The organism is Streptomyces sp. XM83C, assembly GCF_023072675.1.
In the GTDB taxonomy this organism is placed as follows: domain Bacteria; phylum Actinomycetota; class Actinomycetes; order Streptomycetales; family Streptomycetaceae; genus Streptomyces; species Streptomyces thermocoprophilus.
Map to the genome: position 1 here is coordinate 1 of NZ_JALLGL010000014.1, position 22,905 is coordinate 22,905.

Here is a 22,905-nt window from a genome sequence, read left to right on the forward strand (position 1 = left end):
GGCGAGGACCAGGGGCCGGCTCGCCCCCGCGGGTTCGGGGGCGGCCGGGGAGGGCACGCCGCGGACGGTGCCGTCGGGGGCGAGGAACGCCGGGTCGCCGCCGGGCACCATGCCCAGCTCGCGGGCCCGGCGCTGCAGGGCCTGAGGGGCGGAGAAGGCGTCGACGTCCCGTTGCAGCGCCTGCTCCTCGTCGGTGAGGGCCTTGGTGTCCTTCTGGAGGTCGTCCAGCTTGAAGGCGCCCTCGCTCAGGGCGGAGTTCAGCACGAGCAGCGCGATGAGGCCGCCGCCCAGCAGCAGGACGACCAGCAGCACGAACGGCGTACGGGCGGCCCGCCCCGGTGTCGCGGCCCCCGGGAGGAGCCGGGCGAGCCGGGCGGCGCGCCCCTTGAGTTCCGGTCTACTGCCCACCGTCCCCCCTCCGATCCGGTTCTCCGCCCCGGCCCGCAGCCGGCGCCGCGGCGGGACCGGCAAGGCCCGCACCCGGGTCTGTCACTCCACGTCCTCCCTGATGCGCTCGGCCCCGCGCAGCCGGGCGGGGGCGGCGCGGCGGTTGGCGGCGATCTCTTCCTCGGTGGGAAGTTCGGCACCACGCGTCAGGAGCTTGAGCCGGGGCTGGTAGCGCTCGGGCACCACGGGCAGTCCGGGCGGCGCGGTGGACGCGGCGCCCGCCGCGAAGACCTGCTTGACCAGCCGGTCCTCCAGCGAGTGGTACGACAGGACGGCGATCCGCCCGCCCACGGCGAGCGCCTTCACCGCGGCCGGGATCGCCCGCTCCAGCACGCTCAGCTCGCCGTTCACCTCGATGCGCAGCGCCTGGAAGGTGCGCTTGGCCGGGTTGCCGCCGGTGCGTTTGGCGGCCTGCGGCAAGGCGTCGCGGATCAGCTCGACCAGGCGTGCGCTGTTGCTGAACGGCTCCTTCTCCCGCTCGCGCACGATCGCCGCGACGATCCGCTTGGCCTGCTTCTCCTCGCCGTACGCGCGCAGGATCCGCACCAGCTCGCCGGGCGGGTAGGTGTTGAGGACCTCGGCGGCGCTGATGCCGGTCGTCTGGTCCATGCGCATGTCCAGCGGCGCGTCCTGCGCGTAGGCGAAGCCGCGGTCGGCCTCGTCGAGCTGCATGGAGGAGACACCGAGGTCGAACAGCACGCCCTGCACGCGCGCGATGCCGAGCCGGTCCAGCACGGCCGGCAGCTCGTCGTAGACGGCGTGCACGAGGGTGGCGCGCTCGCCGTGGGGGGCGAGTCGTTCACCGGACAGGCGCAGCGCCTCCTTGTCGCGGTCCAGGCCGACGAGCCGCGCCCCGGGGAACCGGGTGAGCAGGGCCTCGCTGTGGCCGCCGAGACCGAGGGTGCAGTCGACCACCACCGCCCCGGGCTCCTCGAGTGCGGGCGCCAGCAGGTCCAGGCACCGCTGGAGCATCACCGGGACGTGTCGACTCTGGCTCAAGGGGCCCTCTCAGGTCCGGCGCGGTCGCGCACGTACCGCTCGGTCCCCGCCCGCTCAGGAAGGGGAGGCGGGCCGGCGCCGGGGGCGTCGGCCGGCCGGGAGCGGGAGGAGGCCGGGCCGTACGTACGCACCGCGCACGTGGGAGATCTCCGGACAGCGCGCCGGGGTCTTACGGGTCGGGGGGTCTCACGGTGGAGATCCGTCCAGCGGGGAGGGCCTGGCCTCCCGCTTCGCGTCACTTTAGTCCACCCTGTCTCGCGGTCAATCAACCGGCCTGCGCGTCGCGGGCGGGCAGGAGTGGAACCGCCGGAGGGGGGAAGACGACCCGGACGCCGCACTCTCACCACCTGTGTGGCTTAGCTCACAAGTAGGACGTGATGACGCTCTTCTCCCGCTCTCACAGCGCGACCACGCCGCCTGTGACCAGTACGGTCATGGGTATGACGACTTCCGCATCAGTTCCCGCCGGCTCCCAGGGCGGCATACAGGACACGGTGACCGACCGCTTGGTCGCGGCGAACGCGCGGTACGCCGCCGAGTTCACCGACCCCGGTATGGACGCCCATCCGGTGCTGCGCGTGGCGATCGTGGCGTGCATGGACGCCCGTCTCGACCTGCACGCCGCGCTCGGCCTGGAGCTGGGCGACTGCCACACCATCCGCAACGCGGGCGGTGTGGTCACCGACGACGTGATCCGCTCCCTGACCATCAGCCAGCGCGCGCTGGGCACCCGCAGCGTGGTGCTGATCCACCACACCAACTGCGGTCTGGAGACCATCACCGAGGACTTCCGGCACGAGCTGGAGATGGAGGTGGGCCAGCGCCCGGCGTGGGCGGTGGAGGCGTTCCGGGACGCGGAGCAGGACGTACGGCAGTCGATGCAGCGGGTGCGGACCTCGCCGTTCCTGCTGCACACCGACGACGTGCGCGGTTTCGTCTTCGATGTGAAGACGGGTCTGCTGCGCGAGATCGACCCGGCCTGACGGACACGGCCCGGCCCCGTATTTCACGGATCCCGCTCCCGCCGAGGCCGATAAGGTCGGTAGACCCGACTTGTCGCGGCCAGTTGTCCACAGTCGAGTGACACGAATCGGTAACGGCAGCAAGAATGCGGAGTGTGACGTCACGCGGGCCTGCTCCCGGGTGGTGTCCGTGATTCGGGGTGGGCCGGTTTCGCACGCAGAGCGTCGGCCCGGAAAGTACGGGCCGAGGAGGGCCGGGTGACGACCTATGACGAGCGAGCGAGCCTCACAGACCTGACTGCCACCGTGGAGAGGGTCCGCGGGTCGGTGGAAGGGGTGATCGAGGGCAAGCCCGAGGTCGTACGGCTCACGCTCACGGTGCTGCTCGCCGAGGGACATCTGCTGATCGAGGATGTCCCCGGCGTCGGCAAGACGATGCTGGCCAAGGCGCTGGCGCGGTCCATCGACTGCTCGGTGCGGCGGATCCAGTTCACGCCCGACCTGCTGCCCTCGGACATCACCGGTGTGTCCATCTGGGACCAGCAGCGCCGTGACTTCGAGTTCAAACCGGGTGCGATCTTCGCGCAGATCGTGATCGGCGACGAGATCAACCGCGCCTCGCCGAAGACGCAGTCGGCGCTGCTGGAGTCGATGGAGGAGCGGCAGGTCACCATCGACGGGCAGACGTACGAGCTGCCGAGTCCGTTCATGGTGGTGGCCACGCAGAACCCGGTCGAGATGGAGGGCACCTACCCGCTGCCCGAGGCGCAGCGGGACCGCTTCATGGCCCGGGTGTCGGTGGGCTATCCCAGCGTGGAGGCCGAGCTTCAGATGCTCGACGTGCACGGCGGCATCTCCCCGCTGGAGGACCTCCAGCCGGTGGCGCACGCGCACGACATCGTGAAGCTGATCGAAGCCGTCCGCGACATCCACGTAGCCGAAACGGTACGGCGGTACGCGGTCGAGCTGGTCGCCGCCACCCGCAGCCACCCCGACCTCAGACTCGGCGCCTCGCCGCGTGCGACGCTGCATCTGCTGCGCGCGGCGAAGGCGTCCGCCGCCCTGAGCGGGCGGGACTACGCGCTGCCGGACGATGTGCAGGCGCTGGCCGTCCCGGTGCTGGCCCACCGGCTGCTGCCCACCGCGCAGGCCCAGCTCAACCGCCGTACCGCCGAGCAGGTCGTGCAGGAGATCGTCCAGCACACGCCGGTGCCGCAGGCGCCGCGGACCCATGGCTACGGTCTGGGCGCCGGCGCCCCGGCCTACCCGCAGCAGCCCCCGCGGAGGCTTTGATGAGCAGCGGGGGGACCGGGCGTCCGGAGGCCGACCGCGGGGAGCGGGGCGGCGTGCGGACCGCCCTGGCCGGGCTGACCACCCGCGGCCGTTCCTTCTTCGCCGCCGGTATCGCCGCGGCGATCTGCGCGTACGTGCTCGGGCAGGAGGACCTGCTGCGGGTCGGGCTGCTGCTGGCGGCGCTGCCGCTGGTGTGCGCGGCGGTGCTGTACCGCACCCGGTACCGGGTCGCGGCGAGCCGCCGGCTGTCGCCGGGGCGGGTCCCGGCGAGCAGCGAGGCCCGTGTCCATCTGCGCATGGACAACGTCTCGCGGCTGCCGACGGGGCTGCTGATGCTTCAGGACCGGGTGCCGTACGTGCTGGGGCCCCGGCCCCGGTTCGTGCTGGACCGGGTGGAGGCGGGCGGACGCCGCGAGGTGTCGTACCGGGTCCGCTCGGATCTGCGCGGACGGTACGCGCTGGGCCCGCTGCAGCTGCGGCTGTCGGACCCGTTCGGCATGTGCGAGCTGACCCGCTCGTTCTCGGCGTACGACACGCTGACGGTGATCCCGCGCACCGAGCCGCTGCCGCCGGTGCGGCTGACCGGCGAGGCGACGGGGTACGGCGACGGGCGGCAGCGTTCGCTGGCGCTGGCCGGCGAGGACGACGTGATCCCTCGCGGCTACCGCTACGGCGATGACCTGCGCCGCGTGCACTGGCGGTCCACGGCGCGCTACGGCGAGCTGATGGTGCGCCGCGAGGAGCAGCCGCAGCGCTCCCGCTGCACGGTGCTGCTGGACACCCGCGGCATCGCCTACCGGGGCGCCGGCCCGGACTCGGCCTTCGAGTGGGCGGTCTCGGGTACGGCGTCGGTGCTGGTGCACATGCTGGAGCGGGGTTTCTCGGTACGGCTGCTGACCGACACGGGCAGCTCGGTGCCCGGCGAGGGCGCGGACGGTTTCGCGGGTGCGAGCCAGGAGTCGGCGGACGCGGCCGGGCTGATGATGGACACCCTCGCGGTGATCGACCACTCGGACGGCACGGGCCTGTCACCGGCGTACGACGTGCTGCGCGGCGGCAACGAGGGCCTGCTGGTGGCGTTCTTCGGCGACCTCGACGAGGAGCAGGCCGCGGTGGCGGGGCGGATGCGGCAGCGCAGCGCGGCCGCGATCGCCTTCGTCCTGGACAGCGAGGTGTGGGCGCGTGAACCGAACGGTGTGCCCGGACCGATGAAGAGGACAGAGGAACGGCTGCGGCTGCTGCGGGAGGCCGGCTGGACGGCGGTGGAGGTGCCGCGGGGCGCCTCGCTGACCGAGCTGTGGCGGCAGGCAGACCGGCTGCGCACGGGTGTGCTGTCGGCCGGGGGAACGGGGGAGGCACGGTGAGCGGCGGGACGAGCGAAGGGGGAGCGCGGTGCTGAGCAGTCGGGCCCGGCTGGCCCTGTGCGCGTGGGCGGCCACGCTGCTGGCGGCGTGCGCGCTGCTGCCGCTGGTCGATCCCGCCACGTGGATCCTCCAGGCGGCGTTCCTGCTGGGCGTGCAGACCCTGGTGGGGGTGGCCACGCGCCGGGTGCCGCTGGCCCGCCCGGTCACCGTGCTGTCGCAGGCGATGGTGACGCTGCTGCTGCTCACGCTGCTGTTCGCCCGGCAGCAGGCGCTGGGCGGGATCGTGCCGGGCCCGGAGGCGTTCGCGCGTTTCGCCGATCTGTTCCAGCAGGGCTCGGACGACATCGCGCGGTACGCGATCCCGGCGCCCCTGGAGTCGGACGGCATCCGGCTGATGCTGCTCGGCGGGGTCCTGCTGATCGGGCTGCTGGTGGACACGCTCGCGGTGACCTTCCGCAGCGCGGCCCCGGCGGGTCTGCCGCTGCTCGCGCTGTACTCGGTCGCGGCCGGTCTGTCCGACGGGGCGGGCGACTGGGTGTGGTTCCTGCTGGCGGCGGCCGGCTATCTGATGCTGCTGCTCGCCGAGGGGCGGGAGCGGCTGTCCCAGTGGGGGCGGGTGTTCGGCGGGGCGCCCCGTATGCCGGGGGCCGCTCCGGCGCCGTTGGCGCCGGTGCGCACGGGCCGCCGGATCGGTGCGGTCGCGCTCGGTATCGCCCTGGTGGTGCCGCTGTTGCCGCTGCCCGCGATACAGGGCGGTCTGCTGGACGGCGCCGGGAGCGGCGTCGGCTCGGGCAGCGGCGGCGGGGGCACGATCTCCGCGGTCAATCCGCTGGTGTCGCTGCGGGACAGCCTGAACCAGGACCAGGACCAGGTCGTGATGACGCTGCGCACGACGTCTCCGACGCTGACCGACATGTATCTGCGGATCGTGTCCCTGGACGACTTCGACGGCACGACGTGGCGGCCGGCGAAGCGGAGCATCACCTCCGTGCCGGACACGCTGCCGTCTCCGCCGGGCCTGTCCGCGGACATCCTCCGCTCGGAGGTGCGGACCCGGATCAGGGCGGCCGACGGCTACCGGCAGGAGTGGCTGCCGATGCCGTATCCGCCCAGCTCGGTGCAGGTGGGCGGCGACTGGCGGTACGAACCGGTGGGCATGACGCTGGTCGGCGACCACCGCCAGACCACGGGCGGTCTCACCTGGGACGTGACCAGTCTGGACGTGCAGCCGACGGCCGAGCAGCTGGCGGCGGCGCCGCGGCCTCCGGCGGTAATGCTCCGCGAGTACACGGAGGTGCCGGATTCGCTGCCGTCGGTGGTGGCGCGCACGGCCCGCGCGATCACCGCGGGCGCGGACAGCGACTACGCGCGGGCGGTGAAGCTGCAGGACTACTTCGCCGTCACCGGCGGGTTCCAGTACGACACCGAGGTGGAGGTCGGCAGCGACTCCGGTGCGATAGCCCGCTTCCTGCGGGACAAGCAGGGCTTCTGCATCCACTTCTCGTTCGCGATGGCGGCGATGGCCCGCACACTGGGCATACCGTCCCGGGTCGCGGTGGGCTTCGCGCCGGGCACGCCGCAGGCGGACGGCTCGGTGAAGGTGGGGCTGAAGGACGCGCACGCCTGGCCGGAGCTGTACTTCGAGGGCGTGGGCTGGACCCGGTTCGAGCCGACGCCCAGCCGGGGGACGACGCCGTCGTACACGGTGGCGGACACGCCCGGCAACACCGTCCCGGACGTTCCGCGGCCATCGCATTCGGCGGGCGCCGACGCGTCGACGTCCCCGACGGAGTCCGCGGGCTGTGACGCGCTGGACAAGCGGCTGGAGGCCTGCGCCGGTGCCCTGCCGCCCGTCTCGGGGGACGACGCGGGCAGCGGTACGCCGTGGTGGGGGCTGCTGGGCTGGTCCCTGCTGGGGCTCGCGCTGGCCGCGGTGCCTCTGGCGCCGATGCTGTGGCGGCTGCGGCGGCGGGCGGTGCGGCTGGCGTCGGCGCAGCACGGTCCGGGGACGAGCGGCGCCGACGGCCCGGTGCCCGCGGCCGGCCCGGAGCTCGCTGCCGGGCCGGGTACGGCGCCGGCGGACGGCGAAGGGATCGCCGCGGGGAGGGTGCTCGCGGTGTGGCAGGAGCTCACGGACACCGCCTGGGACTTCGGCATCCCGCCGGACGAGGCGCTGACGCCGCGCAAGGCGGCGGCGCGGATCGTGCGGCTGGGAGAGCTGGACGAGCCGGCCGCGGCGTCGGTGCACCGGGTGGCGGGCGCGGTGGAGCAGGTGCTGTTCGCGCCGCGTCCCGAGACGCGGCCGGGGCTGGCGGAGGACGCCCGCAGGGTACGGGCGGCGCTGCGGGCGCGGGCGAGCCGGCGGACGAGGCTGCGTGCGGTCGTCGCGCCCCGCTCGGCCGTCCGGGCGGTCTGGGACCTGTCGGCCCGCTGGGCAGCGATCCGCAGCCGCTGGGCGGCCCGCTGGTCCGCGCTGCTCCGTCGCCCGACGCCGCAACAGCCGAGCTGACCTGGCCGAGGTCGCGTCGCCGGGCACGGGCGAAGACGTGCGGCGCCGGTCCCGGGTCTGCGGGCGGCGGGGGGGCGGGCCTGCCGCCGCCTGGGCCCCGGGCAGGTGCGATCCGGTGTGCCGGGTCGGGGCGGCCGGCTTCGGACAGCGGCGGCTGCGCTGCCATCGGGTCGGGGCGGCCTGATCGGTGCGCCGGTCCGGGTCAGAGGCGGGGCGGGGCCTGTCCGAGCCCCCTGGGGCCCGCGGCTCCGGGCGGGGCCGGGTCGGCATGCAGGGTGCCTGCTCGGTCAGCGCGCCGGTCGGCGGCGAGGTGCCGGTGTGGGCGCAGGGCGCGCCGGTCGTGGGTATTCGAGGCCGCTGGTGTGCGGGGCCGGTTGTGGGTGTGCGATGCCGAGCGTGGGTCTGCGGGGCCGGACGCTGGTGTGCGGGTGTATGTACGTGAAGGGGCGACCACCGAGGTGGTCGCCCCTTCAGGCGTCTGGCTGATGTTTCCTGGTCAGTGGCCCTGCTCGTCCCGGCGGCGCTGCCAGCGCTGTTCGATGCGGTCCATCATGGAGCGCTTGGGACGGCCCGGGTGCCGACCGTGGGAAGGGGTGCCGGCCTGTTCGCCGGGCTTGGGGGCCTTGCGCCAGCCGGTCACGGCGAGCACCGCGCATCCCAGCATGACGAGGAATCCCACCACGCTGAGCCAGACCTGCTGGGCGACCATTCCGGCCATGAGGAGCGCAATACCAACAAGGAAGCCCGCGACCGCCTGGTAGACCCGCCGCCGGGTGTACGTACGCAGCCCGCTTCCCTCAAGCGCCGACGCGAACTTGGGATCTTCGGCGTACAGCGCTCGCTCCATCTGCTCGAGCATGCGCTGCTCGTGCTCCGAGAGCGGCACGGAGTCCTCCTCATCGTGCAGTCGCCGGGGCGACCCGGGGGGTCTCTTCAGGATAGGCGGGGAATCGCCCCCTTGAAACCCGCCCCTCTGCGCCAGTTGGGCAACCGGGATCCGCCATGCGCGTTCCGGCTCGCTGAGGCTTCCATTCCCCGGCGACCGGCCCGTCATGCCGGGCGGTCTGCTTCGATCATACGGCTCCGAGCCCTCGAACGGAGGGGCTGTGGCTTACTCCATCTGCGGCGCTGCCGCTGATCAGCGGCAGCGCCCCGGCGGTCACGGGCGGCGGCTCAGGCCCCTGCGGCACCTTCGGTCTCACCGAGCACATGGAGCTGTGTGGCCACGGAGTGGAACGCGGGCAGTTGGGCGGCGGCTTCCTCCAGCTTCAGCAGTGCCTCCAGCGCGCCGGGCTCGGTGTCGACGAGGACGCCGGGCACGAGGTCGGCGAAGACCCGCACGCCGTGCACCGCGCCGACCCGCAGCCCCGCGGCCTCGAACAGCGAGGTCAGCTGCTCGGCGGTGAACCGGCGCGGCACGGGGTCGCCGTCGCCCCAGCGACCGCTGGGGTCGTCGAGCGCCTGCCGGGCCTCCTTGAAGTGACCGGCGAGGGCGCGTGCGAGGACGGCACCGCCGAGGCCGGCGGCGAGGACGCTGACGACGCCGTCGGGGCGCAGGGCGGCGACGGCGTTGCGGAGGCCTTCGGCGGGGTCGTCGACGTATTCGAGGACGCCGTGGCACAGGACGACGTCGTACCCGCCGCGCTCGACCACGTCGAAGAGGCCGTGCGCGTCGCCCTGGACGCCCTTGACCCGCTCGGCCACGCCGGCTTCGGCGGCGCGGCGCTCCAGCGCGAACAGGGCGTTGGGGCTGGGGTCGACGACGGTGACGCGGTGGCCGAGCCGGGCGAGGGGCACGGCGAAGTTGCCGCTGCCTCCGCCGGTGTCGAGGACGTCGAGCGAGTCCCGTCCCGTCGCCTTGGCCCGGCGGTCGAGGGCGTCCTGGAGGACCTCCCAGACCACGGCGGTACGGAGAGAGGCTCGGGGTCGCATCGGGTCCGACACGGCAGTTGACTCCTCGGCGCGGCACCGTCGGCGGCCCGGCGGTGCGATCGGGCTGCCTCCGCTCGGTCCGGGGACGGTGAAGGAGGCGTTCAGGCGTCCTCCACCCTATTGCCTCCGGCGCGCTGCCCGGCCATGACGGTCACGGACCGGGACATCCGGGTCACCGGCGCCCGGGGCCGCCGCGGGCGCGGGCGGGCTGCGCCGACACGTGCGGGGGCTGCTGTCGCCGTCTCGGGCGGGACCGCTGCCGCCGTCACGGGCAGGGGCGGTAGCTGCCGTGGCGGGCTGAGGCGGCGGCCGGCGTGGCGGGCGAGGGGCGTGGCCGGTCGGCGGGCCGGTGCTGTCAGCCGGCGTCAGGCATGTCGTCCCTCCCCTGCCTCGTCTCCCCCGCCGTGCGCGCGTCGGCGCCGCTTCCCCCTCCACGTGCGCCGTCCGTGTCCTGGCGGGGCTGGGGCAGGACCGGCTGGAGGACCAGCATCCGTTCGACGAGGCGGACGAACATCGCCACGTCACGTATCAGATCGTCGGCGTCGCGGCGGCTGGCCGCGCCCTGGATGCCTGCCTCGGCCCGGGCGCGGCGCCGGGCCCCGGAGGCGAAGAGCGCGCTCCACTCGGTCAGTTCCGGCGCGATCTCGGGGAGCACTTCCCAGGCGCTCCGGATCCTGGCCCGTTTGCGCGGCGAGGTCTCGGGGCGTCCGCGGGCGGCGAGCACGGCGGCGGCGGTGCGGAGGGCGGCGAGGTGTGCGGTGGCGTACCGCTCGTTGGGGGTTTCGAGCAGGGCGGCCTCGTCGAGGCCGGCGCGGGCCTGGGCGAGCAGGTCGAGGGCGGCGGGCGGGGCGCTCGCCCGGCGCAGCACGGGGTGCACGTCGCTCGCCGGGCCGGTCAGTGAGGGGGCAGGGCCGGTGGCGCGGCGCCGGCGGGCGGCTGCTGCGTGGTAGCTGGCCATGACGAACCTCCTGTCGTCTGTCGACGGCACGCTCCGCAGCGGAGTGCCGTATGTGCCCATCGTGAGGTATGGCACTGACAATCCGGTCTGACCTGGGCTTTTGCTTCGATCGCAGGTTCGGGTTAGTTTTTGCACTGACCAGTCAGTTCAAAATGAGCCGCTCGTGGCGGCGGCTCGCATCAAAGGGGGTGGGACTGTGGCCGGAGCACGTGTCGTCGCCGACGATCTGGGGCTGCGGGGTCCCCGGGGCTGGGCGTTCCGCGGTGTCGGCCTCGACGCCGAGCCCGGTTCGCTGATCGCGGTGGCGGGGCCGTCCGGTTCCGGCCGCACATGCCTGCTGCTCGCGCTGACCGGGCGGATGCGGCCCACGGAGGGCACGGCCGCCGTGGACGGCCTGCGGCTGCCCCGGCAGATGTCCGCCGTCCGCCGGGTCAGCGCGCTCGCCCATGTGCCGGGGGTGACCGACCTCGAACCGGCGCTCACGGTGGGCGAGCACCTGAGGGAGCGGGCGCTGTTGCAGCGGCGGTTCGGCGACTCGGTGCGCTCGCTGCTGCGCCCGCGCGCGCAGCGCGCCTGCGAGACCCGGCTGCGCATCGACGCGGCGCTCGAGGCGGCCGGTCTCGACCGTGAGGCGCTGCCCAAGGGGTCCCGGACCGCCGTACGTGATCTGGAGCGGCTGGAGGCGCTGCGGCTGTCGGTCGCGCTGGCCCTGATCGGCCGGCCGCGGCTGCTGGGCGTGGACGACACCGATCTGAAGCTGTCGGACGCGGAGCGCGAGGAGGCCTGGGCGCTGCTGCGGTCCGTCGCCGAGTCCGGCACGACCGTGCTGGCGGTGTGCAGCGAGGCACCGGACGGCGCGGTGACGGTGTCCACGGCAGCGGACGCGGCGGCGACACCGGCGGAAGCGTCCGGCACCGGCGAGGCCCCGGCGCCCGGCACCGACGACAGCGACGACAGCGACGACAGCGACGACGCCCACGACGACACCCCCGACACCGAGGAGACCGCGGATGCGCACCCCGCGACTGGCCGCGCTTGAGCTGCGGCGTTTCGGCCGGGGCAAGCTGCCGCGCGCCGCGCTGGTGGCGCTTCTGCTGCTGCCCCTGCTGTACGGCGCCCTGTACCTGTGGTCGTTCTGGGACCCGTACGGCCGCCTGGACCGTATCCCCGTGGCGCTGGTCAACGCGGACCGGGGCGCGACCGTCGACGGCAAGAGGATCACCGCGGGCGACGACATCGCCGAGCGGCTGCACGCCTCACAGACCTTCGACTGGCGGGAGGTCGACGCCGAGGAGGCCCGGCGGGGCGTGGAGGACGGCACGTACTACCTGTCGCTGACCATGCCGGCGGACTTCAGTGCCCGGATCGCCTCCAGTTCGGGCAGCGCGCCGGAGACGGGCGCGTTGCAGGTGCGCACCAACGACGCGAACAACTACATCGTCGGGCAGATCTCCCGGACGGTGTTCAGCGAGGTGCGCACGGCGGCGTCCACGCGGACGGCCCGCACGTTCCTGGACCGCATCTTCATCTCCTTCTCCGACATCCACGACAAGACCGTCGAGGCGGCCGAGGGCGCGGACGAGCTCAGCACCGGCATCGGCAGGGCGAAGAAGGGCTCCAAGGATCTCGCGGACGGGCTGAAGGAGGCCAAGGAGGGCAGCGGCAAGCTGTCCGGCGGGCTGAAGAAGCTCCACACGGGCGCCGGGGAGCTGAAGGACGGCTCGGCGCAGGTCGCCGAGGGCACGAAGAAGCTCGCGGAGAAGGTGAACGGCACCGCGGACAAGGTGCGGCCGTTCCTGCAGGACAACGAGAAGTTCATCGGCGACACCGCGCGGCTCGTCGCCGACTCGGCCGCCGGCATCCGGCACAACCTCGACACGCTGGTCGAGCGGGCCCCGAAGACCGCCGCGCGCGCCCACCTCGCCGCCGATCTGCTCGACGGGGTGTACGAGCGGCGCTGCGAGACGCCGGTGCTGCCCGACACGGCCTGCGAGGACCTGAAGAAGGCCAAGACGGGTGCCGCCGACGTGGCGACCGTCGCCGACGACCTCAACACACTGATCGGCGACGTGCACGGGGACCTGAAGACGCTGGACACGCATCTGGCCACGCTGGAGAAGCAGGCCAGGCAGCTCGCCGAGCGCGCCCCGCATCTGTCGGAGGACCTCGACGACGCCGCGGCGAAGATCAACAAGCTGAACAGCGGCGCCGCCGAAGTGGCCAAGGGCGCGAAGGCCCTGCACACGGGTCTCGGCTCGGCGAAGAAGGGCGCGGTCTCCCTCGACACGGGCGTGGGCAAGCTGAAGACGGGCGCGGACACGCTGAACGGCGGCATGTTCAAGCTGGTCGACGGCTCCGGCAAGCTCGCCGGCGGGCTCCACGACGGCGCGGGCAAGATCCCCGACTACGACCAGCGGGAGCGTGACGAGCGCACGGACGTGATGGCCGACCCGGTCCGGCTGGCCACGCAGAACCTGCACCGCGCGCCCAACTACGGCACCGGTTTCGCCCCGTACTTCATCCCGCTGTCGCTGTGGGTGGGCGCGATGGTGGCGTACATGCTGATCCCGCCGATGAACCGGCGTGCGCTCGCCGCGGGCGCCCCGGCGTGGCGGATCGCGCTCGCGGGCTGGCTGCCGGTGGCGGCGATCGGGGTGCTGCAGTCGGCCGCGCTGATGGCGGTGCTGCACTGGGCGGTCGGCCTTCAGGCGGTCCGGGCGGCGGGCACGGTGGGCTTCCTGTTCCTGGTGACGGCCTGTTTCGCGGCGATCGTGCAGTGGCTGAACGCCCGGTTCGGCGCGGCCGGCCGGATCCTCGTCCTCGCGTTGCTGATGCTCCAGCTGACGTCGGCGGGCGGCACCTACCCGGTGCAGACGTCCCCGGGCTTCTTCAACGCGCTCCACCCGTATCTGCCGATGAGCTACGTCGTCCAGGCGCTGCGGCGGCTGATCACGGGCGGCGATCCGGGGCCGGTGTGGACGGCGTGCGCGGTGCTGGTGGCCTTCACCGCGGGCGCGCTGGCGCTGACCGCGCTGGCGGCGCGCCGCCGCCAGGTGTGGACGCTGGACAAGCTGCACCCGGAGCTGAGCCTGTGACCACGCGCGCGTGCCCGCCTGTGACAATCGGTGCCATGGAAAGCAGCACCACGTCGGGCGGCACGTCCCGCCGCGAGGCCACCCGGCAGAAGCTCTACGAGGCGGCCGTCACGCTCATCGCCGAGCAGGGCTTCTCCGCCACCACGGTCGACGAGATCGCCGAGCGCGCGGGAGTCGCGAAGGGCACCGTCTACTACAACTTCGCGAGCAAGTCGGTCCTCTTCGAGGAGCTGCTGCGGCACGGGGTGGGTCTGCTGACCGCCTCGCTGCGTGAGGCGGCCGAGGCAACGGCCCGGGAGGGCGGCTCGAAGGTGGACGCGCTGGACGCGATGATCCGCGCCGGCCTCGTCTTCATCGACCGCTACCCGGCCTTCACGCAGCTGTACGTGGCCGAGCTGTGGCGCACCAACCGCGCCTGGCAGTCCACGCTGCTGGTGGTGCGGCAGGAGGCGGTCGCGGTGGTCGAGGGGGTGCTGCGCGAGGGCGTGGCGGCCGGCGAGTTCAGCGAGGAGATCGATGTGCCGCTCACGGCGGCGGCCCTGGTCGGGATGGTGCTGGTGGCGGCGCTGGACTGGAAGTCGTTCCAGCCGGAGCGGTCTTTGGACGATGTGCACGCGGCGCTGTCGCGGCTGCTCCAGGGCCGGGTGAGCGGGCGCCGCTGACCCCGGCGCCCACGGCCGGCGTCACGGCCGCGGAAAGCGCCGGTTCCGGCAGGGGCCCTGTCCCCCGACAGGCCCGCTCGCCGGAACCGGCGCTCGTGTCGCTCCCCGTACGTCCCGCACGAGGGACGCGGCACGCGTGCGTGTGCCGCTGTTCCCCGTGCGGTGCGTACGCCCCCGTCGGAACCCCCGTCGACGGTCGTCCCCCGGGTTCCCCCTGCCTCGCTCCCGCCGACGCTCCGGCCGGCGGAAGGAGCGGATCGAGGGCGGCTCCGTTCCGGCGCCCCGTGTCGCCGGTGCCGGAGCCGTGCCCTGTCTCCGTGCCTCCACTCTCCCGGTTGGACGGGCCCGTCCCCATCCGCGCGGGTACTCATCTCTGCGCCTAGGTACGGATACTCAGTCCTGAGCACTCACCCCCGGCCGCCTGAGGGCAGGGGCGGTGGCGCGGACACTCCCGGGCGCCGGCCGACACGCCCGTCAGCGGGGCGGACGCGCCCCGCGACCGGGGCGGCCACTCCCCCGGCCCGGCTGTCGGTGGCGGCGGATAAAGTCGCGGGCATGGCACGGATTGCGGTGATCGGCGCCGGGATGGGCGCCCTGGCGGCGTCCGCCCGGCTGGCCGTGGCAGGCCACCGGGTGGTGGTGTACGAGCGGACGGACACGTACGGCGGTGCGCTGCGCCGCGTCGAGCGGGACGGCTTCCGTTTCGACACCGGTCCGGGCCTGCTGCCGCTGCCGGCCGTCTGGCGGGACCTGTTCGTGAAGACGGGCAAGGAGCCGCTGGAGGACCGCGTCGACCTGGTCCAGGTCGATCCGGCGGCCCGGCACGTCTTCCCGGACGGCACACGGGTCGCGCTGCCGAACGCCTCACGTGCCGGTGTCGTCGCCGCCCTCGACGAGGCGCTGGGCGACGGGGCCGGGCAGCGCTGGGGCGACTTCCTGGTGCGCGCCCGCGAGACCTGGGACCGCACCCGGCGGCCCCTGCTGGAGGAGCCGCTGTGGCCGAACTGGCAGGTGCTCGCCGAGAAGGAGCCGTATCCGTCGGTGCCGGTCAAGCGGCTGCTGCGCACCCGGCGTGCCCGCACCCTGCGCGAGATCGGCGCCTTCGAGCTGCGCGACGAGCGGCTGGCCGCGCTGCTGGAGAGCCACGCCCTCGCGTACGGCCTGGACCCGCGGACCGCCCCGGCGAGCACGGCCGTGCTGCCGTACATGGAGCACGCCTTCGGCATGTGGTACGTCCGCGGCGGGCTGCGTGAGCTGGCCCGTGCCGTGTACGAGCGGTGTCTGGCGCGGCGGGTCGAGTTCGTGTTCGGCGCCGAGGTCACGCGTGTCGTGGAGAAGGACGGCCGGGCGGCCGGGGTGGAGCTGGCCGACGGGACGGTCGCCGAGGTGGACCATGTGGTGGCGGACGTGGACCCGGCGCGGCTGCGCACCCTGACGGGTCACCAGCTGGACGGGGAGGGCGAGGTACGGGCTGACCCGGCCGGCGAGGGGAAGGGCCGGGCCGTGCTGCTGCTGGCGTTGCGCGGGGAGCGCGAGGAAGGCGCCGCCCACCGCACGGTGGTGCATGCGCGGGACCGGGAGACGGAGATGGACTTCCTGGTGGCGACCGGTGGCGAGGAGATCCCCTCCACCACGGCGACGGTGCTGCGCCCGGACGATCCGACGCTCGCCCCTGAGGGTCACGAGGCGGCGGTCGTGTCGGCGGTGCTCCCCGCCGGCCTGGACTGGGCGGACGAGGGCACGGTACGGCGCTGTACGGACGTGCTGCTGGACGCGGCGGAGCGGGCGGTGCCCGGTCTGCGGGAGCGGCTGCTGTGGCACGAGCTGCGCACCCCGGCGCACACCGCGGAGGAGACGGGCGCCCGTCCGGGTGCGGTGCCGCCTCCGGCGTTCGCCGCCGCCGGGGGCCGGCTGCTGCATCCCGCGAACACGACGCGGCTGCCGGGCCTGTACCGGGTGGGCGGCTGGGCGCATCCGGGCGGCGGTCTGCCGCACGCGGGCATGTCGGGTGCGCTGGTGGCCGGGCTGATCGTGGAGGGGCCGGACTTCCGCGGCTCGCAGTGAGCCCGGACCCGTGCGGGGCGCCGGGGGTTCAGAAACGGTACTGCTCGTCGTACCCGGCGCTCTGCCCGTTGCCCTGCTGGTACGGGTAGGGCTGCTGCTCCGGCGGCAGTTCACCGCCGTAGGTCTCGTCGTTGCGCTGCTGCGGCACCCACACCCCGCCGGCCGGGGTCGTCCCGTCGTAGCCGCCGGTGGCGTACTGGTCGCCGCCGTACGTCTGCTGGCCGTAGGCCTGGTCGCCGTAGCCGGTGTCGTATCCGGCGCCGCCGTAGGTCTGCGTGCCGATGTACGGGTCGGAGTAGGCGGCGTACTGCTGCTGACCGGTGTCGTAGCCGTAGCCGTAGCCGGAGTACGCGTCGTAGCCGTACGTCTGGTCGGTGGACTGGGCGGTCGCGGCGTACTGGTCCTGCGGCCGGGCCTCGCCTGCGCGGTCGCCGTAGACGCCGTAGGAGCCGGTGTCGTCGGGCAGCGGCTCCGGCTGGTAGACGGCCGTGGTCCCGCCGGCGGCCGGGCGGGCCGGGGTGAACACGTCGTCGCGGTCGTCGTCGTAGGAGAGCCGGTCCTCGTAGGCTCCGGAGGCCGCGGTGGCGTCGGCCCCGCTGTCGTCGTCGGCCTGGAGGTCGGACACCTCCAGGGTGGGCTCCCGGCGCTCCGCGCCGCCGCGGCGGCGCTTGCTGCCCTTGTCGGCGCCGGGACGGCTGACCGCCCAGCCGGCGGCGAAGCCGCGCCGGAACGACAGCGTGACGTAGGTCTGCCCGACGGCGAAGGCGGCGGCGCCCGCCGCGATCACGAGGACAGACGGGATCAGTACACCGAAGACGACGCCGAGGAAGCCGACGAACGCGAGCAGCCGCCAGCGGAGCCGCGCCTTGTACTGCAGCAGCACCTCACCGAGCAGCCACAGCGCGACGACGCCGAACGCGATGTAGAGGACCGTCCAGCCCATGTACGCCCCTCTCCCAGTGGCCGCTGTGCAGTGTGTCGTACGGCAGTGCGACCGGTCTAGGCCTGCGGCGGGTGGTGCAGACCCAGGTTCTCGTAGATTTCCAGCGTGGCCGTGGAGTTGTTGAGCGTGATGAAGTGCAGACCGGGCACACCTTCGGCCAGCAGTCGCGCGCAGAACTCCGTGGCGAATTCGATGCCAATGGAGCGTACAGCGGCCGGATCGTCTTTCGCTGTGAGGATCCGCTCTTTCAGGCTGTCGGGGAAGGCCGCCGTGCTCAGCTTGGGCAGCCGCTCCAGCATCCTGATGCTGGTGACCGGCAGGATCTCGGGGATCACGGGGGTGTCGCAGCCGGCCGCGGCGACGGTGTCCCGCAGCCGCAGATAGGGCTCCGGGTCGAAGAACATCTGTGTGATGGCGTAGTCGGCGCCCGCCCGGCACTTGTCGACGAAGTACCGCACGTCCGTGTCCCAGTCCGTGGACCGCGGGTGCATCTCCGGGAACGCGGCGACGCCCACGCAGAAGTCACCGGACTCCTTGATGAGCTGCACCAGCTCCGCCGCGTACGTCAGCCCCTGCGGGTGGGGCACCCAGGGGCCCATGGGGTCGCCGGGCGGGTCGCCGCGTACGGCGAGCATGTTGCGGATCCCGGCGTCGGCGTACTGGCCGATGATGTTGCGCAGTTCGGCGATGGAGTGGTCGACGGCGGTGAGGTGGGCGACCGGCGTCAGCGTCGTGTCGGCGACGATCTGCTGGGTCTCCTTGACCGTGGTGGCGCGGGTGGTGCCGCCCGCGCCGTAGGTGACGGAGACGAAGTCGGGGGCCACGGCCTCGACCCTGCGCAGCGCGTTCCACAGGTTGCGCTCACCGGCCGGCGTCTTCGGCGCGTAGAACTCGAACGAGTACGTCGTCTTGCCGGCGGCGAGGATCTCGCGCACGGTGCGCGCGCGATCAGTCCTGGTGGATGCGGTTCCTAGGGCCATACGGGCAGGTTAACCACGGGTAGGCGGTCCCCCAACCGGATGCCGGATATTTGCCCGAATTGCCGGTTCTCTGTCCACTCCTTGGACAGATGGGGGTCCCCGGCCGGGTGAACGGCTCCGCTCAGGCCTCCCGCAGCCGCTTGGCGAACTCCGCGGCGGCGGCGCCCGGGTCGGCGGCCTCGGTGATCGCCCGGACGACGACGACGCGGCGGGCGCCCGCCTCGATCACCTCGTCGAGGTTGCCGAGGTCGATGCCCCCGATCGCGAACCAGGGGCGGTCGGTGCCGAGCGCGGCCGTGTTCCGGACCAGGCCGAGGCCGGGCGCGGGGCGGCCGGGTTTGGTGGGGGTGGGCCAGCAGGGGCCGGTGCAGAAATAGTCCACGCCCTCCTGCACGGCGGCAGCGCGGGCCTCGTCCTCGGAGTGCGTGGATCGCCCGATGAGCACGTCGGGGCCGAGGACGGCGCGGGCGGCGGGCACCGGCAGGTCGCCCTGCCCGAGGTGCAGCACATCGGACCCGGCGGCGTGCGCGACGTCGGCGCGGTCGTTGACCGCGAGGAGCTTGCCGTGCCGGGCGCAGGCCTCGGCGAACACCTTCAGGTGCTCCAGCTCCTCGGCGGCCTCCATGCCCTTGTCGCGCAGTTGCACGATGTCGACGCCGCCGGCCAGCACCGCGTCCAGGAACGCGGGCAGGTCGCCCTGGCGCCGTCGGGCGTCCGTGCAGAGGTAGAGCCGGGCGTCGGCGAGCCGGGCGCGGGCGTCGGTGTGCGGCATGCGAAGTCCCCCCGTGGTGGGTGTCGAGGGCGTACGGGCCGGGGCGGGCGGCGGGCGGCCCTGAGGGCCGTCCTCACCCGGTACCCGGTGCCGGGACGGCCGCGGAGGCCGTCCCCGACCGGGGTCGTGGCCTGCGCGGACGCGGGCCCCGGCCCGTACGCCGGACGGTGTTCGGTGGTGCTGCGGAGTCGGCTCAGACGGCGAGCGCCTGGGCGCGGCGCTTCACCTCCGTGCCGCGATTCTCGCTCAGGGCCTGCGCCGGGGTGCCGGGCAGGCTCGGGTCGGGGGTGAAGAGCCACTCGATCATCTCTTCGACCGTGAAGCCGTCGTCCCGCAGCAGGGTCAGGGTCCCGGACAGACCCTTGACGACCTTGTCCCCGTCGATGAAGGCGGCGGGGACGTGCAGCGCGCGGTTCTCGCCACGGCGTACGGCGATGAGCTGGCCCTCCTTGACCAGCTGCCGCACACGCGTCACCTCGACGCCGAGCTTCTCGGCGATGTCGGGGAGGGTGAGCCAGGCGGGGACGAGAGCATCGATCTTTGCGTCAATCTCGGTCACGGAACCAAGACTGCCATCTGCCACTGACAGTCGGAAGCCGGGCCGGTCCACCTGGGAGAACACACCCCACGAGCGGGTCAGTGCCGGGGCCCACGCTGCTGTCGCGAGCGGGCCTGCGCCAGGGGACGGTGCGGGCGTCGCGGGCGGACCGGCCGCGCCGGGACCGGTGCGGCCGTCACGGCAGATCCGCACCAGGGCCGCCGCGGTGTCGGGCGACCGCCTTTTTCAACGGCACAGCCGGGTCCGTCAGCAGGTCCGCGTCCACGGGGGTGCCCGCCTCGATCAGGCGCCGTCCCTGAGCCATGTCACGGGGCCGGCCGACGGCCAGGAGGGCGACCAGCCGGGCGTCGCGCAGCCAGCACACCGTCCAGGCCGGTTCGCCCGGGTCGCCCCGCCACACCAGGCGGTCGGCGGCGGCATGGTGACCGGCGTACTGGACGAACCGGCCGAACTGCTCCGACCAGAAGTACGGCACCGGGTCGTACACGGCGGGCGGCGCCGCGCCGTCCGCGCCGACGATGTTCGCGGCGACGGTGCGCGGTCCCTGAAGCGCGTTGTCCCAGTGGTGGACGAGCAGCCGCTCGCCGTAACGCGCGGACGGGAAGGAGGCACAGTCACCGACGGCGTACACGTCGGGCACGGAGGTCCGCAGCATGTCGTCGGCGAGGACCTCGCCCTGCGCGCCCAGCGCGACGCCGGAGCCGGTCAGCCAACCGGTGGCCGGGCGGGCGCCGATGCCGACGACGACCGCGCCGGCCGGCACGCGCGTGCCGTCGTCCAGCACCACCGCGCCGGGCTCGACTCGCTCCACGCGCGCGTGGGTGCGCAGGACGGCGCCGCTGTCGGCGTACCAGGCGGTCATGGGGGCGGTGACCTCGGCGGGCAGCGCCTCGGCGAGGGGGCGGCCGGCCGCCTCGACGACGGTGACGGCGCAGCCCGCCTCGCGGGCGGCGGTGGCGAACTCGGCGCCGATCCAGCCGGCGCCGACCACCACGACGTCGTGCTGCCGTGCCAGCACCGGCCGCAGCCGCTCGGCGTCGTCCAGGGTGCGCAGCAGATGCACGCCGGGGATGCCGTCGGCGCCGGGCAGCCGCGCCGGTTCGGCACCGGTGGCGAGGACCAGCACGTCGTACGGGACGGGCCCGGCCTCGGTGTCCACCTCGTGGTCGGCGGGGCGCAGGCCGGTGACCTCGCGGCCGAGCAGCAGGTCGATGCCGAGGCCGTCGAAGTCGACGTCGAAGGCGGAGCCCTCGGCGGTGCCGAGCAGGACGGCCTTGGACAGCGGGGGCCGGTCGTAGGGCTGGTGGGGTTCGGCGCCGATGACGGTCACCGTGCCGGTGAAGCCCTGTTCGCGCAGGGCGACGGCGGTCTGCACCCCGGCCATGCCCGCGCCGACCATCACCACGCGTCGCGTCCCGCCCCGCCGTACGGCCTCTTCCCGTGTCTGCTCGCTCACCCGATCACCTTAGACATGTGACCCGCCGTCACTTCAGGGCCCCGGCTCGGCGACCTGTTCCACCACGCTGGTGCCGCTGCCCTCCGCCGACTCCCACTGCCACCTCTCCTCCAGCCGGACCCGCCCGTCGGGCAGCTCCACGACGTCCGACACACAGTGCCCGGAGGCGGTCGTGCCGTCGGTCCTGAGCTGCACGTACCGGAAGTCCAGCCGGTCCTCGTGCCGCATACCCACGAGGTGCCCGCGCACGACGTCACCGCCCGCGTACTCGGCCCAGATCACCCCGTCCCGCTCGTGGTACGCGAACCGGGTGTCGGTGCCGACCTGGCCTGCGGCCTGGTCGGCGACGGGCGCGAGGACGAGTCCGTCGAGCGAACGGGCCATGGCCGAGGCTCCCTTACACGGGCGGAGACGGGACGGTTAGGGTGGCCACCGTAAAGCACTCGCGGGAGCCCGGACGCACCGGGCTGAGAGGGAGGCTGGCGGCCTCCGACCGTACGAACCTGATCCGGGTCATGCCGGCGAAGGGAGGGGCTGGACGCCCATGTCGCCCACGCGTACGTCAGACGTCCTCGTCGTCGGGGGCGGGATCATCGGCCTGGTCACGGCCTGGCGGGCCGCGCAACGCGGCCTTTCCACCACGGTCGTCGACCCGGAGCCCGGCGGCGGCGCCGCTCAGGTGGCGGCCGGGATGCTGGCCGCCGTCACGGAACTGCACCACGGCGAGCAGACCCTGCTCGGCCTGAACCTGGCCTCCGCCGAGCGCTACCCCGCCTTCGCGGCCGAGCTGACCGAGGCCACCGGGCACGACCTCGGCTACCGCCGGTGCGGCACCCTCGCGGTGGCACTCGACGCCGACGACCGCGCCCACCTGCGGGAACTGCACGCCCTGCACCAGCGGTCGGGGCTGGACTCCGAGTGGCTGACCGGGCGGGAGTGCCGTCGGCTGGAGCCGATGCTGGCGCCCGGCGTGCGGGGCGGGCTGCGGGTGGACGGCGACCACCAGATCGACCCGCGGCGGCTCGCTGCGGCCCTGGTCACCGCGTGCGAGCGGGCCGGTGTGGCCTTCCGCCGGGAGTGGGCCGAACGGCTCACCCTGGACGGGGACCGGGCGACGGGAGTCGTCACGCGCGCGGGGAACGCCCTCGGCGCCGGGCAGACGGTGCTCGCGGCCGGCAGCCTCAGCGGACGGCTGGCCGGCGTGCCGACGGAGGTGCTGCCGCCGGTACGGCCGGTCAAGGGCCAGGTGCTGCGGCTGACGATGCCGCAGCGGTACGGGCCGTTCCTCAGCCGCACCGTGCGGGCCGTCGTACGCGGCAGCCATGTCTACCTGGTGCCGCGGGAGAACGGCGAACTGGTCATCGGCGCGACCAGTGAGGAACTCGGCTTCGACACCACCGTCACCGCGGGCGGAGTGTACGAACTCCTGCGCGACGCGCACGAGCTGGTGCCCGGACTCACCGAGCTTCCCCTCACCGAGACACAGGCCGGGCTGCGGCCCGGCTCCCCCGACAACGCGCCCCTGCTCGGCCCGACCGGCCTGGACGGGCTGCTGCTCGCCACCGGCCACCACCGCAACGGCGTCCTGCTCACGCCCGTCACCGGCGACGCCCTGGCGCACGCGCTGACGACCGGGGAACTCCCGGACGTGGCCCGCCCGTTCACCCCGCGGCGGTTCGGTGCCGCCGCTCTCCAGGAGCAGCCCGCATGAACATCACCGTCAACGGCGAGCCGCGGGAGTTCGCGCCCGGCACCGCGCTCGACACCGTCGTGCGTTCCCTGACCGCCGCGCCCTCCGGGGTGGCCGCCGCGCTCAACGAGACGGTCGTGCCCCGCACGCAGTGGCCGGTGACCGCGCTCGCCGACGGCGACCGTGTCGAGGTCCTCACCGCCGTCCAGGGAGGCTGACC

At 73.9% G+C, this 22,905-nt stretch carries 21 protein-coding genes and 1 riboswitch; of the genes, 10 read left to right on the top strand and 11 right to left on the bottom strand.

The features are described from left to right. Together MTQ10_RS03265 and rsmH are read right to left on the bottom strand one after the other, a co-directional pair. Positions 1–408 (bottom strand): hypothetical protein (locus MTQ10_RS03265; protein WP_247461983.1); only part of this gene is annotated, 408 nt, incomplete at its 3' end. A gap of 81 nt (positions 409–489) precedes the next feature. Then, positions 490–1,446 (bottom strand): 16S rRNA (cytosine(1402)-N(4))-methyltransferase RsmH, encoded by a 957-nt coding sequence (rsmH, locus tag MTQ10_RS03270; protein ID WP_247461985.1) that lies wholly within the window; start codon positions 1,444–1,446, stop codon positions 490–492. A 440-nt stretch (positions 1,447–1,886) separates the two neighbouring features. On the opposite strand from rsmH, the gene MTQ10_RS03275 reads away from it, so the two are divergent. The 4 genes from MTQ10_RS03275 to MTQ10_RS03290 all read left to right on the top strand — a co-directional run bounded on the left by MTQ10_RS03275 (position 1,887) and on the right by MTQ10_RS03290 (position 7,574). Continuing rightward, positions 1,887–2,429, top strand: a complete 543-nt coding sequence (locus MTQ10_RS03275; RefSeq protein ID WP_247461986.1) for a beta-class carbonic anhydrase — start codon at positions 1,887–1,889, stop codon at positions 2,427–2,429. A gap of 237 nt (positions 2,430–2,666) precedes the next feature. Continuing rightward, positions 2,667–3,701 carry an AAA family ATPase gene (locus MTQ10_RS03280; protein WP_247461988.1) on the top strand — a complete coding sequence of 345 codons (1,035 nt, stop codon included), beginning with the start codon at positions 2,667–2,669 and terminating at the stop codon, positions 3,699–3,701. Further along, positions 3,701–5,065, top strand: a complete 1,365-nt coding sequence (locus MTQ10_RS03285) for a DUF58 domain-containing protein (RefSeq protein ID WP_247461989.1) — start codon at positions 3,701–3,703, stop codon at positions 5,063–5,065. The genes MTQ10_RS03280 and MTQ10_RS03285 overlap by 1 nt, the downstream gene beginning before the upstream one ends. Before the next feature lie 31 nt (positions 5,066–5,096). After that, positions 5,097–7,574: a transglutaminase TgpA family protein gene (locus MTQ10_RS03290; protein WP_247462052.1), complete on the top strand. Its 2,478-nt coding sequence runs from the start codon at positions 5,097–5,099 to the stop codon at positions 7,572–7,574. Positions 7,575–8,070: 496 nt separating this feature from the next. Here the strand turns inward: MTQ10_RS03290 and MTQ10_RS03295 are convergent, their stop codons facing one another. From MTQ10_RS03295 to MTQ10_RS03305, 3 genes are all read right to left on the bottom strand, one after another. After that, entirely contained in the window at positions 8,071–8,460 is a 390-nt protein-coding gene (locus MTQ10_RS03295) for a DUF3040 domain-containing protein (RefSeq protein WP_247461991.1), read from the bottom strand. Positions 8,461–8,747: 287 nt separating this feature from the next. Next, positions 8,748–9,518: a methyltransferase domain-containing protein gene (locus MTQ10_RS03300; RefSeq protein WP_247461993.1), complete on the bottom strand. Its 771-nt coding sequence runs from the start codon at positions 9,516–9,518 to the stop codon at positions 8,748–8,750. Between the two features lie 343 nt (positions 9,519–9,861). Further along, positions 9,862–10,464: an SAV_6107 family HEPN domain-containing protein gene (locus MTQ10_RS03305; RefSeq protein WP_247461995.1), complete on the bottom strand. Its 603-nt coding sequence runs from the start codon at positions 10,462–10,464 to the stop codon at positions 9,862–9,864. A gap of 196 nt (positions 10,465–10,660) precedes the next feature. On the opposite strand from MTQ10_RS03305, the gene MTQ10_RS03310 reads away from it, so the two are divergent. The 4 genes from MTQ10_RS03310 to MTQ10_RS03325 all read left to right on the top strand — a co-directional run bounded on the left by MTQ10_RS03310 (position 10,661) and on the right by MTQ10_RS03325 (position 16,285). After that, positions 10,661–11,503: an ATP-binding cassette domain-containing protein gene (locus tag MTQ10_RS03310; RefSeq protein WP_247461997.1), complete on the top strand. Its 843-nt coding sequence runs from the start codon at positions 10,661–10,663 to the stop codon at positions 11,501–11,503. Next, a complete protein-coding gene (locus MTQ10_RS03315; RefSeq protein WP_247461998.1) occupies positions 11,475–13,559 on the top strand; it encodes a YhgE/Pip domain-containing protein in 2,085 nt (694 codons plus the stop codon). The genes MTQ10_RS03310 and MTQ10_RS03315 overlap by 29 nt, the downstream gene beginning before the upstream one ends. Positions 13,560–13,594: 35 nt before the next feature. Then, on the top strand, positions 13,595–14,221 hold the full coding sequence (locus MTQ10_RS03320) for a TetR/AcrR family transcriptional regulator (RefSeq protein ID WP_247462000.1): 627 nt from the start codon (positions 13,595–13,597) through the stop codon (positions 14,219–14,221). 555 nt (positions 14,222–14,776) lie between these two features. Further along, positions 14,777–16,285 (top strand): phytoene desaturase family protein, encoded by a 1,509-nt coding sequence (locus MTQ10_RS03325; protein ID WP_247462002.1) that lies wholly within the window; start codon positions 14,777–14,779, stop codon positions 16,283–16,285. Positions 16,286–16,313: 28 nt separating this feature from the next. Here the strand turns inward: MTQ10_RS03325 and MTQ10_RS03330 are convergent, their stop codons facing one another. From MTQ10_RS03330 to MTQ10_RS03355, 6 genes are all read right to left on the bottom strand, one after another. Then, positions 16,314–17,228: an SCO2102 family sporulation regulator gene (locus MTQ10_RS03330; protein ID WP_247462004.1), complete on the bottom strand. Its 915-nt coding sequence runs from the start codon at positions 17,226–17,228 to the stop codon at positions 16,314–16,316. Between the two features lie 56 nt (positions 17,229–17,284). Next, entirely contained in the window at positions 17,285–18,208 is a 924-nt protein-coding gene (gene metF / locus MTQ10_RS03335; RefSeq protein ID WP_247462005.1) for a methylenetetrahydrofolate reductase [NAD(P)H], read from the bottom strand. 121 nt (positions 18,209–18,329) lie between these two features. After that, positions 18,330–18,980, bottom strand: a complete 651-nt coding sequence (thiE, locus tag MTQ10_RS03340) for a thiamine phosphate synthase (RefSeq protein WP_247462007.1) — start codon at positions 18,978–18,980, stop codon at positions 18,330–18,332. Between the two features lie 193 nt (positions 18,981–19,173). Next, positions 19,174–19,539: an Rv2175c family DNA-binding protein gene (locus tag MTQ10_RS03345; protein WP_247462010.1), complete on the bottom strand. Its 366-nt coding sequence runs from the start codon at positions 19,537–19,539 to the stop codon at positions 19,174–19,176. A gap of 175 nt (positions 19,540–19,714) precedes the next feature. Beyond that, on the bottom strand, positions 19,715–20,944 hold the full coding sequence (locus MTQ10_RS03350) for an NAD(P)/FAD-dependent oxidoreductase (protein ID WP_247462054.1): 1,230 nt from the start codon (positions 20,942–20,944) through the stop codon (positions 19,715–19,717). Positions 20,945–21,028: 84 nt separating this feature from the next. After that, positions 21,029–21,379: a hypothetical protein gene (locus tag MTQ10_RS03355; protein WP_247462012.1), complete on the bottom strand. Its 351-nt coding sequence runs from the start codon at positions 21,377–21,379 to the stop codon at positions 21,029–21,031. 51 nt (positions 21,380–21,430) lie between these two features. Next, a riboswitch (TPP riboswitch) is annotated at positions 21,431–21,542 on the top strand. Between MTQ10_RS03355 and thiO the strand changes: the two genes are divergently transcribed. Then, complete coding sequence (gene thiO / locus MTQ10_RS03360; protein ID WP_247462014.1) at positions 21,540–22,706, top strand: glycine oxidase ThiO; 1,167 nt, start codon at positions 21,540–21,542, stop codon at positions 22,704–22,706. (Overlaps the previous riboswitch by 3 nt.) After that, positions 22,703–22,903 carry a sulfur carrier protein ThiS gene (gene thiS / locus MTQ10_RS03365; RefSeq protein ID WP_247462016.1) on the top strand — a complete coding sequence of 67 codons (201 nt, stop codon included), beginning with the start codon at positions 22,703–22,705 and terminating at the stop codon, positions 22,901–22,903. The genes thiO and thiS overlap by 4 nt, the downstream gene beginning before the upstream one ends. Positions 22,904–22,905 lie beyond the last annotated feature (2 nt).

Excerpts from the sequence above, each read along its gene's own strand:
- thiO (WP_247462014.1), top strand. The coding sequence starts at position 21,540 with ATGTCGCCCACGCGTACGTCAGACGTCCTCGTCGTCGGGGGCGGGATC.
- MTQ10_RS03285 (WP_247461989.1), top strand. The coding sequence starts at position 3,701 with ATGAGCAGCGGGGGGACCGGGCGTCCGGAGGCCGACCGCGGGGAGCGG.
- MTQ10_RS03320 (WP_247462000.1), top strand. The coding sequence starts at position 13,595 with ATGGAAAGCAGCACCACGTCGGGCGGCACGTCCCGCCGCGAGGCCACC.
- MTQ10_RS03305 (WP_247461995.1), bottom strand. The coding sequence starts at position 10,464 with ATGGCCAGCTACCACGCAGCAGCCGCCCGCCGGCGCCGCGCCACCGGC.
- MTQ10_RS03355 (WP_247462012.1), bottom strand. The coding sequence starts at position 21,379 with ATGGCCCGTTCGCTCGACGGACTCGTCCTCGCGCCCGTCGCCGACCAG.
- MTQ10_RS03315 (WP_247461998.1), top strand. The coding sequence starts at position 11,475 with ATGCGCACCCCGCGACTGGCCGCGCTTGAGCTGCGGCGTTTCGGCCGG.
- thiE (WP_247462007.1), bottom strand. The coding sequence starts at position 18,980 with ATGCCGCACACCGACGCCCGCGCCCGGCTCGCCGACGCCCGGCTCTAC.
- thiS (WP_247462016.1), top strand. The coding sequence starts at position 22,703 with ATGAACATCACCGTCAACGGCGAGCCGCGGGAGTTCGCGCCCGGCACC.
- MTQ10_RS03275 (WP_247461986.1), top strand. The coding sequence starts at position 1,887 with ATGACGACTTCCGCATCAGTTCCCGCCGGCTCCCAGGGCGGCATACAG.
- metF (WP_247462005.1), bottom strand. The coding sequence starts at position 18,208 with ATGGCCCTAGGAACCGCATCCACCAGGACTGATCGCGCGCGCACCGTG.
- MTQ10_RS03330 (WP_247462004.1), bottom strand. The coding sequence starts at position 17,228 with ATGGGCTGGACGGTCCTCTACATCGCGTTCGGCGTCGTCGCGCTGTGG.
- MTQ10_RS03325 (WP_247462002.1), top strand. The coding sequence starts at position 14,777 with ATGGCACGGATTGCGGTGATCGGCGCCGGGATGGGCGCCCTGGCGGCG.